The organism is Paraburkholderia piptadeniae (assembly GCF_900007165.1).
Lineage (GTDB): Bacteria > Pseudomonadota > Gammaproteobacteria > Burkholderiales > Burkholderiaceae > Paraburkholderia > Paraburkholderia piptadeniae.
Window position 1 is genome coordinate 42,740 of the sequence record NZ_CYGY02000050.1, and the last position, 15,651, is coordinate 58,390.

A 15,651-nucleotide genomic window follows, 5' to 3' on the forward strand; every position below is an offset into this window, starting at 1 on the left:
GTCGGCTCCCGGCGAGCGCACGCGCTCTGGATGGTCCCGTTGATGACGGTCGATCATGCTGATCGGACCTTCTTGTAGCACATCCCGCCCGTGCGATCACATTGCGTCGCAGCACACGAGACGCCTGAGACGAACGTCTCACCTGTGCGTGAGACAGTCGTGAGACGCGCATCGTTCGATGGCGCAACGCATGCGCGGCCCATCGCAATGACGCGCACATCGCGCGAGATGCGATGTGCGTCATGTGCGCCGCGTCATGCGACGGTTCTCGCGCTTGCACGTGCATGTTGTCGACAGTCTGAAGCCCTTGTCGCAGAAGGCTTTCAGCGACTTGCACGAACACGTTGTGACATTGGCATACGTGTTGCAGTAATGCCCGTCACACGAAGCGGCCTACGCGCACTACCCGCGGGCCGCTATCGACAAGCACAAGGAGACAAGCCAGTGGCATCGCCCATCACTGTCGGCGTGATTGCGAACCCCGCGTCGGGTCGCGACATTCGCCGCCTCACGACCCATGCGTCCGTGTTCCCGACCGCCGAGAAGGCCAACATGGTCGTGCGTCTGCTCGCGGGACTTGGCGCGCTGGGCGTCGATCGCGTGCTCACGTTGCGCGATCGCACGGGTGTCGCCTCGCTGCTGCTGCGTGCGCTCGACACGCATGCGGCGACGGGTTCAGCCGAGCGCTGGCCCGAAGTCGAGTTCGTCGATTTGCCCATCACCGATTCCGTCGCCGATACGCATGTGGGGACGGCGCACATGGTGCGCGAAGGTGTCGAGCTGATCGCCGTGCTGGGCGGCGACGGCACGCATCGCGCAGTGGCCGCGCATTGCGGCGGCGTGCCGCTGCTGACGCTTTCGACGGGCACCAACAACGCGTTTCCCGACATGCGCGAAGCGACGGTCGCGGGTCTCGCGGGCGCGCTCGTCGCGTCGGGCGTCGTGCCGCCCGATGTCGCGCTGACGCGCAACAAGCGGCTCGTCGTGCGCTGCGTAGCGGGTCCGAACCGGGGCCGCGAAGAGATCGCGCTCGTCGACGTGTGCGTGAGCCGTCAGCGTTTCGTCGGCGCGCGGGCCGTGTCCGAGCCGTCGGATATCGAGTCGCTCTTTCTCACGTTCGCTTCGCCCGACGGCATCGGCCTGTCGTCGATCGGTGGCGCGTGGGCGCCCGTCGAACGCACGGCGCCGCACGGCTTGCATCTGACGTTCGCGCAGCCCGACGAGCACGGCGCAATGAACGGCGACGGGGTGCCCATCTTCGCGCCGATCGCCCCCGGCCGCATCGATCAGGTGACGATGCGCAGTTGCGAGCGTTTCGAGGTCGGCGACTGGCTGCCCGTCGATGCATCGCGCGGCACGCTTGCGTTCGACGGCGAGCGTGAAATCGAAATCGAGCGCGACGACCGCTATGAAATCTCGCTCGACTGGAGCGGCCCGTTGACGGTCGACGTGAGCCGCACGCTGCGCTTCGCGGCGTCGCGCCAGTTGATGCGCGAGATGGCGGGCGCATCGACGCAAGCAATCGCTCGAGCGCATGCGCAAATGCAGTCGCAAGCGCAGTCACAAACACAGCCACAAGCACGCGTGCACGCGAAATAAAGGGAGTTCATTCAATCAAGCGGAGCCCACTCCGCGACCGTTGCAGTCACGATCGACATCATCAAGGAGACACACCATGTCTGTTTCGAGTCAGTTGAGCAGGGAGAAATTGCTGGAAGCGTATCGGTCGATGCGCACCATTCGCGAGTTCGAAGAGCGCCTGCACGTCGAGTTCGCGACTGGCGACATACCCGGTTTCGTGCACCTGTACGCGGGCGAGGAGGCGTCGGCCGTGGGCACGATGCTGCATCTGAACGACCGCGACTATGTGGCGACGACGCACCGCGGCCACGGTCACTGCATCGCGAAGGGCGTCGACGTGCACGGGATGATGGCGGAGATCTACGGCCGGCGGACGGGCGTGTGCAAAGGCAAGGGCGGCTCGATGCATATCGCCGATCTGTCGAAGGGGATGCTGGGCGCGAACGGCATCGTCGGCGCGGGCGGCCCGCTCGTGTGCGGCGCGGCGCTCGCGGCGAAGCTGAAGAAGACGGGCGGCGTGGGCGTGTGCTTCTTTGGCGATGGCGCGTCGAACCAGGGCGTGATCTTCGAATCGATGAACCTCGCAAGCGTGTGGCGCCTGCCCGCGATCTTCGTTGCGGAGAACAACGGCTATGCGGAGGCGACATCGTCGACATGGTCGGTGTCGTCGGACAACATCGCGGATCGCGCGAGCGGCTTCGGCATGCCGGGCGTGATCGTCGACGGCTTCGATTTCTTCGCGGTGCATGAAGCACTAGGCGAAGCGATCGAACGCGCACGTGGCGGCGGCGGGCCGACGCTCATCGAAGTGAAGCTGTCGCGCTACTTCGGCCACTTCGAAGGCGATGCACAGACCTATCGCGCGCCGGGCGAAGTGCAGAAGCTGCGCGACGAAAAGGATTGCCTGAAGCGTTTCGAAGAGCGCGTCGTGCGCGCGGAGATGTTGACGCCCGACGATCTGCGCAAGATCGACGCAGACGTGAAAGCGCTGATCGAAGATTCCGTGGTGAAGGCGAAAGCCGCGCCGCTGCCGACAGAAGCCGATCTGCTGACCGACGTGTACGTGTCGTATCCGTAATTGAACGCAATTACTTTCAGGCAAACCAGGAGACAGACATGGCACGCAAGATCACGTTTTCTCAGGCTATCAACGAAGCACTGAGTCAGGAGATGGCGCGCGACGAAAGCGTCATCGTGATGGGCGAAGACAATGCGGGCGGCGCGGGCGCGCCCGGCGAGCAGGACGCATGGGGCGGCGTGCTCGGCGTCACGAAAGGGCTTTTCCACAAGTATCCGGGCCGCGTGCTCGACACGCCGATCTCGGAGGGCGGCTTCATCGGCGCGGCCGTGGGCGCGGCGGCAGCGGGCATGCGTCCCGTCGCCGAACTGATGTTCATCGACTTCATGGGCGTGTGCTTCGATCAGATCTTCAATCAGGCCGCGAAATTCCGCTACATGTTCGGCGGCAATGCCGTGACGCCCGTCGTGATCCGCACGATGCAGGGCGCGGGTTTGCGCGCGGCCGCGCAGCATTCGCAGATGCTGACCTCGCTGTTCACGCATGTGCCGGGGCTCAAGGTCGTATGCCCGTCGACGCCGTATGACGCGAAAGGCCTGATGATCCAGGCGATCCGCGACAACGATCCCGTCATCTTCTGCGAGCACAAGCTGCTGTATAGCCGCGAAGGCGACGTGCCCGAAGAGCTGTATTCGATTCCGTTCGGCGAAGCGAACGTCGTGCGCGAAGGCGATGACGCGACCATCGTCACGTATGGACGCATGGTGCATTACGCAACGGACGCCGCCGACGAGCTCGCGAAAGACGGCATCAAGGCCGAGGTGATCGATCTGCGCACCACGTCGCCGCTCGACGAAGACACGATTCTGGAAAGCGCGGAACGCACGGGCCGCGTCGTCGTGGTGGACGAAGCCAATCCGCGTTGCTCGGTTGCGACCGACATCGCCGCGCTCGTCGCGCGGAAGGCATTCCATTCGCTGAAGGCGCCGATCGAGATCGTGACGGCACCGCATACGCCCACGCCATTCTCGGGCGTGCTCGAAGATCTCTACATCCCGTCGGCGGACAAGATCGCCGCAGCCGTCAAGCAGACGCAGCATTGACGCGGCATCAACATGCACCAAGGGAGGAACTGAGCAATGTCGATTCACATGATCACGATGCCCAAGTGGGGCCTGTCAATGGAGCAGGGGCAGGTCAACGGCTGGCTGAAATCGCAAGGCGACAAGGTGGCGAAGGGCGATGAAGTACTCGACGTGGAGAGCGACAAGATCGCGTCGGCCGTCGAATGCGCATTCGACGGCACGTTGCGCCGGCAGATCGCGCAGGAAGGCGACACGCTGCCCGTCGGCGCGCTGCTGGGCGTGGTGGCCGACGCTGACGACGCGGACGCCGACATCGATGCAGCCGTCGAAGCATTTCAGCGAGACTTTGTGCCGCTCGCCGCCGATTCAGCGGACGCCGGCCCGCAGCCCGAGAAAGCGCAGATCGGCGGACGCACGGTGCGTTACCTGAAGATCGGCGACGGCGGCACGCCCGCCGTGCTGATCCACGGCTTTGGCGGCGATCTGAACAACTGGCTGTTCAATCACGCCGACCTTGCCGCGCATCGCACGGTGTATGCGCTGGATTTGCCGGGGCATGGCGAATCGACGAAAGCCGTCGAGTCGGGCAGCGCGGACGAACTCGCCGACAGCGTGATTGCGTTTCTCGACGATCGCGGCATCGAGCGGGCGCATCTCGTCGGGCACTCGATGGGCAGTCTCGTCGCGATGACGGTGGCCGACAGGGCTCCGCAGCGCGTGGCATCGCTGGCGCTGATCTCGGGCGCGGGTCTCGGCAGCGAGATCAACCGCGAGTACATCGACGGATTCGTCGCGGGCAACAGCCGCAATACGCTGAAGCCGCATCTGACGAAGCTGTTCGCCGATGGTTCGCTCGTCACGCGGCAACTCGTCGAGGACATCGTGAAGTACAAGCGGCTCGAAGGCGTGAGCGAAACGTTGCAGAAGATCGCGTCGTCGTCGTTCAACGAGGGCGTGCAGCAGCGCAACTATCGCGATCGCATCGGCAGTCTCGCGCCGCGCACGCTCGTGATCTGGGGCGAGCTGGACCAGATCATTCCGGCGAGCCACGCGCAGGGATTGCCCGGCGATATCCGCGTGCATGTGCTGCAAGGCAAGGGGCATATGGTGCAGATGGAGTCGGCATCCGAAGTGAACCGCTTGCTCAACGATTTCTTCGGGGCGTGACGATGGACGGCACGCCGCGAACGGGGACTGAGGCTGGGTTTCAGTGAAGTGGTGTCGGGACCGCTCGGGCGCTCGTCGTATCATGCGGATGAGACGGCGGGGTTGGGGGTGAGCGGGGTGCGATGAAGCAAACAGGCCGGTTGCATGAGAGACAACCGGCCTGTTTCGTCTACGCGTGCTGCTCAGGGAATCAAACACCCCCCATACACATATACTTGATCACGACATACTCGTCGATCCCATAGTGCGAGCCTTCGCGGCCCAGGCCCGACTGCTTGACGCCGCCAAACGGCGCGACTTCATTCGAGATCGCGCCCGTATTGATGCCGACCATCCCGAACTCCAGCGCTTCCGCGACGCGCCAGATGCGGCCGATATCGCGGCTATAGAAGTACGACGCGAGGCCGAATTCAGTGCTGTTCGCCATCTCGATCACCTCGGCATCCGACGTGAAGCGGAACAGCGGCGCGAGCGGGCCGAACGTTTCGTCGCGGGCCACCTTCATGTCGGGCGTGACATCGGCGAGCACGGTCGGCTCGAAGAAGCCGTGACCGAGCGCATGACGCTTGCCGCCCGTGACGACGCGCGCGCCTTTGCCGAGCGCATCTTCGATATGCGATTCGACCTTGAGCACCGCGGCCTCGTTGATGAGCGGACCCTGCTGCACGCCTTGTTCGGTGCCGTATCCGACCTTGAGTCCGGCGACGGCCGCGCTCAGCTTTTCAGCGAACGCATCGTAGACGCTGTCGTGCACATAGAAGCGGTTCGTGCACACGCACGTCTGGCCGCTGTTGCGGTACTTCGACGCGATCGCCCCTTCGACGGCGGCATCGAGATCGGCGTCATCGAACACGATGAACGGCGCATTGCCGCCGAGTTCGAGCGAGACCTTCTTGACCGTCGGCGCGCACTGCGCCATCAGCAGACGCCCGACACCCGTCGAGCCCGTGAACGACAGCTTGCGCACGGTTGCGTTGCTGGTCATCTCGCCGCCGATCGGTTTCGGATCGCCGGTGACGACGCTGAAGATGCCGGCGGGCACGCCCGCCCGCTCGGCGAGCACGGCAAGCGCGAGCGCCGACAGCGGCGTGGCTTCAGCGGGCTTGACGATGATCGGGCAGCCGGCCGCGAGAGCCGGACCGACCTTGCGGGTGATCATCGCGGCCGGGAAATTCCACGGCGTAATCGCGGCGCACACGCCGACGGGCTCTTTCGTCACGACGATGCGCTTGTCGCTGGCCACTGTCGGGATCGTGTCGCCGTAGACCCGCTTCGCTTCTTCACCGAACCATTCGAGGAACGAAGCCGCATAGCCGATTTCGCCTTTGGCTTCGGCGAGCGGCTTGCCTTGTTCCGTCGTCAGGATCAACGCGAGGTCGTCGGCGTTGGCGAGCATCAGGTCGTTCCACTTGCGCAGGATTTCCGCGCGCTGCTTGCCCGTCTTCGCCTTCCATGCGGGCCAGGCCTTGTTCGCCGCTTCGATCGCACGGCGCGTTTCCTGTGCGCCCATGCGCGGGACGTGTGCGACCAGTTCGCCCGTTGCCGGGTTCAGCACTTCGAACGTTTCGTTGTTGTCGGCGTCTTGCCATTCGCCGTCGATATACGCCTTGCTTTGCAGCAGCGCCGGGTCTTTCAGTTTGCTACGCAGATCGGTCATTTCGGTTTGTCCTTTGCTTGGCGGTGACTTCAGGCAGCGACGCCCACGGTCTCTTTCAACGCATCTTCGAGAATGGCGAGCGCCTCGTCGAAGACGGCATCCTGAATCGTCAGCGGGAACAGGAACCGGATGACGTTCGAATAGACGCCGCAAACCAGCAGCAGAAGCCCGCGCTCGAGCGCGCGCGTCTGCACGCGCTTCGTGAAATCGGCATCCGGCTCCGACGTGCCCGGCTTGCAGAACTCGACGGCCACCATGCCGCCCGGCCCGCGCACATCGGCCATCTGCGGTACTTCCGCTTGCAGCGCGCTCAGGCGGCCCTTGAGCCGGTCGCCCAGTTCGACGGCGCGCTCGCAGAGCTTCTCTTCATCGATGATCGACAGCACGGCATGCGCCGCAGCCACCGCCAATGGATTGCCCGCATACGTGCCGCCCAGTCCGCCGGGCGCGGCGGCATCCATCAGATCGGCGCGGCCGACCACGCCCGACAACGGCAGGCCGCCTGCAAGGCTCTTGGCCATCGTCATCAGATCGGGCACGACGTCATAGTGATGCATCGCGAACAGCTTGCCCGTGCGCGCAAAACCCGTTTGCACTTCATCGGCGATCAGCAGAATGCCGTGCTCGTTGCACAGCTTGCGCAGCGCGCGCACGAACTCGGCGGGCGCCGGATAGAAGCCGCCTTCGCCTTGCACCGGCTCGAAGATGATCGCCGCGACGCGCTTCGGATCGATGTCGGCCTTGAACAGATGCTCGATTGCCTTCAGCGAGTCGGCCGTCGTCACGCCATGCAGCGGATTCGGGAACGGCGCGTGGAAGACGTCGGCCGGGAACGGGCCGAAGTTCAGCTTGTACGGCGCGACCTTGCCCGTCAGCGCCATGCCCATCATCGTGCGGCCGTGGAAGGCGCCCGTGAACGCGATCACGCCCGGACGGCCCGTCGCCGCGCGCGCGATCTTGATCGCGTTTTCGACGGCCTCGGCGCCCGTCGTGAAGAAAGCCGTCTTTTTCGGATAGTCGCCCGGCGCGCGCTGGTTGATCTTCTCGGCCAGCTCGACATACGACGCGTACGGCACGATCTGATACGCCGTGTGCGTGAACTGGTCCAGCTGCGCGCGCACGGCCTCGACGATCTTCGGATGACGATGGCCCGTGTTGCACACGGCAATGCCCGCCGCGAAGTCGATCACGCGGCGGCCCTCGATGTCCCATAGCTCCGCGTTCTCCGCGCGCGCAGCGTAGAAATCGCACATCACGCCCACGCCGCGCGGCGTGGCGGCGTCCTTGCGGCTCTTCAGTTCGGCATTCTTCACGGAGATCTCCTGGTTGGGTTCGTTCGGGCGCTCGCGCTCATCGCGGCACATGCACCGACTATACTTATATTTGGCTCTAGGTTTCAGAGCCATTTCAATAAAAAACCAGGAGCCAATTTATGCGCGCGAGCGTGTTGTCCGACTGGCTGGCCCAGCGTCTGGACCGTGGCAACGGTCAGCCCGTGTATCGGCAGCTGCACCGGCTGCTTCAACAGGCGATCCTCACGCGGGAGTTGCCCGCGGGCAGCAAGGTGCCGTCGTCGCGGCTGCTCGCGAACGAACTGGGCATCGCGCGCAATACCGTCACGCAGGTCTACGAGCAGCTGGCGCTGGAAGGCTATGTGACGTCGGCCACGGGGCGCGGCACGTTCGTCGCCGATACGTCGCCGGATGAAATCGTCGGATCGCCCGATGCGCAGGCCACGCCGATGCGCTCGAGCGCGTTGGAGCCGTTGCAGCAGGCGTTGCCGCCTGCAAGGTCCAAAGCGCTGCTGGACACGCAGCCCGCCGCGCGGGCGTTGTCGCAGCGCGGTTCGCGGCTGATCGCGGGCGCGGGCGTGTCCAAGCGTCAGTGGGGCGCGTTCATGCCCGGCGTGCCCGATGTGACGCGCTTTCCCGCGCGCGTGTGGAGCCGACTGCACAACAAGTACTGGCGGCGTCTGCGGCCCGATCTGCTGACGTATGCGCCGGGCGGCGGCCTGTCCCTGTTGCGCCACGCGCTCGCGGACTATTTGCGCACGTCGCGCTCCGTGCGCTGCACGCCCGAGCAGATCGTCATCACGACGGGCATTCACCAGTCCGTCGATCTGGCCGTGCGTCTGCTGTCCGATCCCGGCGACGTCATCTGGACGGAAGACCCGTGCTATTGGGGCGTGCGCAGCGTGATGCACGTGTCGGGACTGAAGTCGCGGCCGATTGCCGTCGACGACGAAGGCATCAACCCTTCGCCCGACGATCTCGCGCATCCGCCGAAGCTGATGCTCGTGACGCCGTCGCACCAGTACCCGCTCGGCATGGTGATGAGTCTCGCGCGGCGGCGGATGCTGCTCGAATACGCGCGGCAGCACCACTGCTGGATCATCGAGGACGACTACGACAGCGAATTCCGCTACGGCAACCGGCCGCTCGCTTCGTTGCAGGGTCTCGACACGACGGGGCAGGTGATCTATGTCGGCAGCTTCGGCAAGACGCTGTTTCCGGGGCTGCGGATCGGCTATCTCGTCGCGCCCGAGGCGCTGGCCGAGAGTTTCGCGACGGCGAGCGCTGAGCTGTATCGCGAGGGGCAGTTGCTACAGCAGGCGATGCTCGCGGAGTTCATCAGCGAAGGGCATTTCACGTCGCACATCCGCAAGATGCGCACGCTCTATGGCCAGCGGCGTTCCGCATTGCTCGACGCCGCCGCGCGGCGCTATGGCGACGCGTTGCCCGCGGTCGGCGGCGATGCGGGCCTGCATCTGGTGATGCAACTGCCCGAAGGCACCGACGACCGTGCCGTCGCCGCGGCCGCGCTCGAACGCAATATCGTCGTGCGTCCGCTGTCTGGGTATTACGCGCAGGCGTCGCGCGCGCAGTCGGGGCTGTTGATCGGCTACGCGTGCGTACCCGATGAAGAGATCGCGCCCGCGTTCGACACGCTCGCGCAAGCGATCGATACGACGTTGCCGCTCTTCGCGTGAATGCGCGTGAACGCGGTGACACTCACGCCGGTCCGGCAGCTATAGCCGGATCAGCACCGCACCGAGCGTGACGAGCGTGCAAGCGACGATACGGCGCGCCGTCAGCCTCTCGTGCATGAACGAAAAGCCGATCAGCACCGCGAAAATCGAACTGAGCTCGCGCAGCGCGGACACCATCGCGATGGGCAGATAGCGGTATGCCTCGATGATCAGGCAATACGCGCTCAGCGCGATCACGCCCGAGAGCATCCCTTTGAGCATCGTCTCGCGCGACGTGAAGAGTCCCTTCGCGCCGCCGCGCCAATGCCAGACGAGCAGGAACTGGGGCACGTTCCACAGCAGATAGACCCACATGATGTAGCTCATGCCGTTGCCCGCGACGCGCGCGCCGATGCCATCGACGACCGAGTACGACGCAATGAAGAGGCCCGTCAGCAGCGCATAGGGCACGCTTTCGCCGGAAAAGCGCATGTCGCGGCGAAACGCGAGCGACACGATGCCGAGCGACACCAGCGCGACGCCCGTCGCCGCGAGCGGCTTCAGCGACTCGTGCGCGAACACGAGCGCGCCGGCGAACACGAGCAGCGGCGAGAGCCCGCGCGCAATCGGATAGATCTGTCCGAAGTCGCCGCTGCGATACGCGCGGATTAGCGCGAGGCAATAGCCGAATTCGAGCACGACGGACGCGGCGATATACGGCCACGCGCCGGGCGCGGGCAGCGGCAGCACGGCCACGCCGATCGCGCTGACGGCGATATACGGAATCGACATCATGCCGAGCAGCCAGATGCGGTCTTCCGCGAGGCGCAGGAACGCGTTCCAGCTCGCATGGAGCATCGCGGACAACAGGACGAGCAGAACGACGAGGGTATCCATCGAAGGGAAAAGAGGGGACAGCAAAAGAGTGATTATTCCGCAGTCGGGCGGGTTGTTGTGGCTTTTTGTGCGAACAGGAGGGGATTTGTGGAAATTGCGCGGGCGGCGTGCTAGCGCGTCCAGGCCCGCGCCGAACGGAGAGCACCAAACAAAACGCGGCGCTTGCACGGGCCCTGATCGAGACCCTTGCAAGCGCCGCGTCCAGAAGACGCGCGAACGCTCAGATCACGCGCTCGCGCAGCTTTGCCGACAGCAGATCGATCACCGTCACGACGACGATCACCATCAGCATCACGGCCGCCGTCTGCGCGTAGTTGAACGAGCGGATCGACTCGTACAGCACGACGCCGATGCCGCCCGCGCCGACCATGCCGACCACCATCGCCGAGCGCACGTTCGATTCGAAGCGGTACAGCGCATACGAAATCCACAGCGGCAGCACTTGCGGCAGCACGCCATAGATGATCTCGTCGAGGCTCGACGCGCCCGTCGCGCGCACGCCTTCGGCGGGACGCGGATCGATGGCTTCGACGGCTTCGGCGAAGAGCTTCGCGAGCACGCCCGTCGTGTGCACCCACAACGCCAGCACGCCCGCAAACGGCCCGAGACCGACCGCGACGATGAACAGCATCGCGAACACCATTTCGTTGATCGCGCGGCACGCGTCCATGATGCGGCGCACGGGCTGCACGACCCACGCGGGCGCCATGTTGTGCGCGGACAGCAGTCCGAACGGCACCGCGCACACGAGCGACAGGGCGGTGCCCCACACCGCGACGGCGAACGTCACCATCATTTCGTGCACATACGTGCGCCAGTCGCTGAAGTCAGGCGGAAAGAAGTCCCGCGCGAACTGACCCATGTTGCCCGAGTCGGACAGCAGATCGAGCGGGCGCATGTCGGCGGGATGCCACGACAGGCCCAGCACGGCGATCACGGCAATCCAGCCGACGAGCGATGTCCAGCTGCGCTTGCCCGCAGCAGCAGCCGTCGCCTTCGATGGCTGTGCGGACGAAGTGGTCGAGCGGTCGGCGCTCAGGTCGGCTGCGTTCATTGCTTTTGTGCTGCGCCGAGTGCGGACAGCTTGGCGTCGATCGCGGCCGTCTGCGTCTTGCGGTCCGCGTCGGACAGCGACGTGTCGGCTTCGATCTTCTGCTTCTGCTGGAACAGCGCGACCTGGCGAACGGGCGCAAGCTGCGCATCCGTCGACGGCGCAAATCCGCTATAGCCGAAAATGTTCGCCAGCACGGCCTTTTCATGCGCGTCGGTCTTGCCGTAGCCGTAGAAGAACTTGCGCACCTTTTCCTTCGTGGCGTCCGGCAGATCCTTGCGATACACGAGCGGGTCCGACGGAATCAGCGGCGACTTCCACAGCACGCGCACTTGCGCGAACTGCTCCGGGTGGTGCTTCTGCAGCGAGTCGAGCTGCTCGGTGTTGTTCGTCGCGATGTCGACCTTGTTGTTCACGACGGCGAGCAGGTTCGCTTCGTGGCTCGCGGGCATCACCGTCTTGAAGCCCGTGCGCACGTTCACGTTGTTCTTCGCGAACAGGTAGTAGCCGGGAATCAGCGTGCCCGACGTCGAGTTCGGATCGCCGAAGCCGAGGGTCACGTCCTTCGTGTTCTTGAACACGTCGTCGAGCGTCTTGAAGCGGCTCTTCACGTTCGTAATCAGCAGCGAGTAGTAGCCGGCTTCGCCGTTCGCATACGTCGTCTTGGCGAACACTTCGCCATTCGAGCGGTCGACGGCTTCCATCGCCGATGCATTGCCGAGATACGCGACCTGCACCTTGTTGAAACGCATGCCTTCGATGATGCCCGCGTAGTCGGTCGCGAAGAACGCCTTGACGTTCAGCCCCGTCTGCTTGTTCATGTCGTCGATGAGCGGCTGCCAGCGTTGCTTGAGCACCGACGACGAATCGGTCGAGATGATGCCGAGGTTCAGGTCTTCGGCTTGAGCGGCGAAGCTGGCGAAAGCCGATACGGCTGCGACGCCGACGAGCAGAGAGCGCAAAAATTTCATGAGTTCTGATCCAGGTGAGTGAGTCGGTTACTGCGTTACGGTTGAAGAAAGCGATCAGGCGGAGCGTGCCGCATCGAACGGTATGACGCACGCGCGGGACGTCGTGCCGGGCGTGCTGTCGGCGGCGGGGTTGTCCTCGAGCAATTCACGCGCGTCGTCGCCATAGAGCTTTTGCAACAGCGCGGGCGTGAGCGCCGAAGAAGGCCCGTCATAGACGACCTTGCCGCGCCGCATCGCGATCGTGCGCTTGCAGTACTGCATCGCGATATCGACCTGATGCAGCGACACCAGCACCGTCAACTGGTGCTCGATGTTGAGCGTGCGCAGCATGTCCATCACGCGGCGCGACGACTCGGGGTCGAGCGATGCGATGGGTTCGTCGGCGAGAATGATGCGCGCCTGCTGCACGAGCGTGCGCGCCAGCGCTGCGCGCTGCTGCTGGCCGCCCGACAGGTTCGACGCGCGTTCGCGCGCATGCTCGCCGATGCCGACCTCATTCAGCGCCGACATCGACAGCTGGCGTTCGCCGCGCGGAAAGGCGCCCGTGAGCCGGCGCCACAGCGGCAGCCGCGCGAGCGCGCCGATCAGCACGTTTGCTTCGACGCTCAGCCGGTTCACGAGATTGAACTGCTGGAATACGAAGCCGATGTCGCGGCGAATGCTGCGCACTTCGCGCACGATGCGGCCGTTCTGCTGGATCGGGCGGCCGAGTATCGAGATCTGCGAGGGCTGCGCATCCGATGCCGTGAAGCCGGCGATGTGACGCAGCAATGTCGATTTGCCCGAGCCGGACGCGCCGATCAGCGCGACCATTTCGCCTTGTTCGACTCGCAGGTCGATTTCGTCGAGCGCCTTGCGACCATTGCTGAAAGTCTTGCTCAGACGTTCGATGCGGATTGCGTCCATGTGTGTCCTGTCGATGACTCCGGTGCTTTGCCGGAAGTTGTGGAACATTTTAGAAAGCGTGTATGACGGTTGAGTGAAGGTGTCGCAACATCTAGACGACTATATCTTTTCGACAAGACCCGAAAACGGCGCGAAAAGCGCTGCAATGTGTCAGGCGTATGACAGGCGAGGCGTTGTCCGCCGTCTGTCATCCATTGGCAAGCGCGAACCGCTATAGTTGAAGGCATCAGCGCGTGAGCCGTCTCCAATAACCTCCACAACGGGCGCCGCCCATGCCACACGCTCTCAGCTTTTTGCCCGATACGTTCACGGAGTACGAAGATCTGAAGGCGATACTCGACGTCGGCAGCGGCAGCTTCGAGATTCATACCGTTTGCGAAACGCGCGCTCACGGCAGAACCTTCTTCGTGCACACCGCGAGCATCGGCTCGCGCGATCCGCGGGCGCCTGCAATCGGCTTTTTCGGCGGCATCCACGGGCTCGAACGGATCGGCACCCAACTCGTCCTCGACTACATGCGCGCGCTGCTCGGGCGGCTCGAATGGGACGAGCTGCTCGTGCGCCAGCTTCAATCGATCCGCCTCATCTTCATGCCGATCGTCAATCCTGGCGGCATGTGGGCCGCGACGCGCGCGAATCCGAACGGCGTCGACCTGATGCGCAACGCGCCGCAGGACGCCGAGGAACGCGTGCCGTGGCTCGCGGGCGGACAGCGCGTCGGCCCATGGCTGCCGTGGTATCGCGGACGGCGCGGCGCGCCGATGGAGGTGGAGGCGGCGGCACTGCTGCGCGTCGTCGAAGAAGAGCTGGCAGTGCGGCCGCTGTCGTTCGCGCTCGATTGCCATTCGGGCTACGGCTGGACCGACAGCATCTGGTTTCCGTACGCGAAGACGCGCCGCGCGATGGCGCATCTGCCGGAGATGTACGCGCTCAAGACGATGTTCGAACGCGCGCATCCGCACCACGGCTACATATTCGAGCCGCAGAGCCATCAATACCTGCTGCACGGCGACCTGTGGGACTGGGCCTATGACCGCACGCCGCCGCCCAACATCTTTCTGCCGATGACGCTCGAGCTCGGCTCGTGGCTGTGGATCAAGAAGAATCCGCGGCAGATCTTTTCGCGGCAGGGCATGTTCAATCCCGTGAAGGCGCATCGCACGGCGCGTGTGTTGCGGCGTCACGCGAATCTGCTCGATTTCCTGACGCGCGCCGCGTATGCGCCGCAGCGCTGGCTGCCGCAAGGCCACCGCCGCGATGAGCTGCTCGATCACGCGATCGATCACTGGTACAAGTCCGAGCGCAAATGAACACGTGGATTCTGCTGCGTGGCCTGACACGCGAGGCGAGACACTGGGGCGCGCTGCCCGATGCGTTGCGCGAGGCGCTCGACGGCGTCGCTGGCGTTACGCCGGTAGTGGGAAATCCGCGCGAGCGCGTGCTCACCATCGACCTGCCCGGCAACGGCGAATACGCGGACCTGCGCGCGCCGCTGCGCGTGGCGGAGATGGTCGATTTCGTGCGAGCGGCCGCGCGCGAACGCGGCGCGCCGGGGCCGTACTGCGTGCTGGCGATGTCGTTGGGCGGCATGGTCGCGACCTGCTGGGCGCAGCGGCATCCCGACGAAATCGCGCGGCTCGTGCTGATCAACACCAGCATGCGGCCGTTCAGCCGTTTCGACGAAAGGTTGCGTCCCCAGGCATGGCCCGGGCTCTTGCGCGCCGCGCGGCATTGGAATGCGCCGTCCATCGCCGAGGGCGTGATTCACCGGCTGACGTGCAACAACGGCAAGACGCGTGCCGCCGACCTGAATACGTGGACGGACATTCGCGCGAGCGCGCCCGTGAGCCGCGCGAACGCGCTGCGCCAGCTGCTTGCGGCGGCGCGCTTCAGCGCGGGAAAGCGGCGGCCCGCGTGCGCGACGCTCGTGCTGTCGTCGCGCGAGGACGGGCTCGTCGATCCGGCGTGCTCGGTATCGCTGGCTGCCGCGTGGGGCGCGGATCACTGGATGCATCCATGGGCCGGTCACGACCTGCCTCACGACGACCCCGCATGGACCGTCGGGCGCATTCGCGCCTGGCTCGCGCAGACAGCCGGGTGTGAAAGAAAATGAGGAGAATGGATTAGCCGCTCAATGCGGTCATGAAATCCGCAATACGGCTTTATACGTCATGGATGCACGCTTTAAAGCGAACCTAAAAGCCTAGTGCATCGACGCTGACGACGCCAATAAGAAGAACCCTGACCCATGTTCGTCAGGTAACAGAACGAAGCGTTTTTATCTATTTCCAAAGGGCTTTTATGCCCTGGATTCGACACGCTTCTGTCACAGCCGCAAGCAAGCGTGGTC

Annotated in this window: 13 protein-coding genes; 7 read left to right on the forward strand and 6 right to left on the reverse strand. The window is 64.6% G+C overall.

Annotation, left to right across the window (positions count from 1 at the left end; genetic code table 11):
- Positions 1-444: 444 nt before the first annotated feature.
- The 4 genes from BN2476_RS25460 (at position 445) to BN2476_RS25475 (ending at position 4,851) form a co-directional block, all read left to right on the forward strand.
- Complete coding sequence (locus BN2476_RS25460) at positions 445-1,599, forward strand: ATP-NAD kinase family protein (protein ID WP_087736935.1); 1,155 nt, start codon at positions 445-447, stop codon at positions 1,597-1,599.
- Positions 1,600-1,675: 76 nt separating this feature from the next.
- On the forward strand, positions 1,676-2,659 hold the full coding sequence (locus BN2476_RS25465; RefSeq protein WP_087736936.1) for a thiamine pyrophosphate-dependent dehydrogenase E1 component subunit alpha: 984 nt from the start codon (positions 1,676-1,678) through the stop codon (positions 2,657-2,659).
- A gap of 38 nt (positions 2,660-2,697) precedes the next feature.
- The gene (locus BN2476_RS25470; RefSeq protein ID WP_087736937.1) at positions 2,698-3,702 is read left to right on the forward strand and encodes an alpha-ketoacid dehydrogenase subunit beta; all 1,005 of its coding nucleotides are present in this window, start codon (positions 2,698-2,700) and stop codon (positions 3,700-3,702) included.
- A 36-nt stretch (positions 3,703-3,738) separates the two neighbouring features.
- Entirely contained in the window at positions 3,739-4,851 is a 1,113-nt protein-coding gene (locus BN2476_RS25475; protein ID WP_087736938.1) for an acetoin dehydrogenase dihydrolipoyllysine-residue acetyltransferase subunit, read from the forward strand.
- A 190-nt stretch (positions 4,852-5,041) separates the two neighbouring features.
- Here the strand turns inward: BN2476_RS25475 and BN2476_RS25480 are convergent, their stop codons facing one another.
- Positions 5,042-6,508, reverse strand: coding sequence for an NAD-dependent succinate-semialdehyde dehydrogenase (locus BN2476_RS25480; RefSeq protein ID WP_087736939.1), 1,467 nt, complete (start codon positions 6,506-6,508; stop codon positions 5,042-5,044).
- A 29-nt stretch (positions 6,509-6,537) separates the two neighbouring features.
- Positions 6,538-7,821, reverse strand: a complete 1,284-nt coding sequence (locus BN2476_RS25485; protein ID WP_087737076.1) for a 4-aminobutyrate--2-oxoglutarate transaminase — start codon at positions 7,819-7,821, stop codon at positions 6,538-6,540.
- A gap of 119 nt (positions 7,822-7,940) precedes the next feature.
- On the opposite strand from BN2476_RS25485, the gene pdxR reads away from it, so the two are divergent.
- Complete coding sequence (pdxR, locus tag BN2476_RS25490) at positions 7,941-9,497, forward strand: MocR-like pyridoxine biosynthesis transcription factor PdxR (RefSeq protein ID WP_087736940.1); 1,557 nt, start codon at positions 7,941-7,943, stop codon at positions 9,495-9,497.
- A gap of 39 nt (positions 9,498-9,536) precedes the next feature.
- Here pdxR and BN2476_RS25495 read toward each other — a convergent pair whose 3' ends face one another.
- The 4 genes from BN2476_RS25495 to phnC all read right to left on the reverse strand — a co-directional run bounded on the left by BN2476_RS25495 (position 9,537) and on the right by phnC (position 13,301).
- Entirely contained in the window at positions 9,537-10,373 is an 837-nt protein-coding gene (locus BN2476_RS25495) for an EamA family transporter (RefSeq protein ID WP_087736941.1), read from the reverse strand.
- Positions 10,374-10,593: 220 nt separating this feature from the next.
- Entirely contained in the window at positions 10,594-11,427 is an 834-nt protein-coding gene (gene phnE, locus BN2476_RS25500) for a phosphonate ABC transporter, permease protein PhnE (protein WP_087736942.1), read from the reverse strand.
- The gene (gene phnD / locus BN2476_RS25505) at positions 11,424-12,395 is read right to left on the reverse strand and encodes a phosphonate ABC transporter substrate-binding protein (RefSeq protein WP_087736943.1); all 972 of its coding nucleotides are present in this window, start codon (positions 12,393-12,395) and stop codon (positions 11,424-11,426) included. Before phnD ends, phnE begins: the two co-directional genes overlap by 4 nt.
- 54 nt (positions 12,396-12,449) lie before the next feature.
- A complete protein-coding gene (gene phnC / locus BN2476_RS25510) occupies positions 12,450-13,301 on the reverse strand; it encodes a phosphonate ABC transporter ATP-binding protein (RefSeq protein WP_087736944.1) in 852 nt (283 codons plus the stop codon).
- Positions 13,302-13,573: 272 nt separating this feature from the next.
- On the opposite strand from phnC, the gene BN2476_RS25515 reads away from it, so the two are divergent.
- Positions 13,574-14,611, forward strand: coding sequence for a M14 family zinc carboxypeptidase (locus BN2476_RS25515; RefSeq protein WP_087736945.1), 1,038 nt, complete (start codon positions 13,574-13,576; stop codon positions 14,609-14,611).
- A complete protein-coding gene (locus BN2476_RS25520) occupies positions 14,608-15,414 on the forward strand; it encodes an alpha/beta fold hydrolase (RefSeq protein ID WP_087736946.1) in 807 nt (268 codons plus the stop codon). Before BN2476_RS25515 ends, BN2476_RS25520 begins: the two co-directional genes overlap by 4 nt.
- The last annotated feature ends 237 nt before the right edge of the window (positions 15,415-15,651 follow it).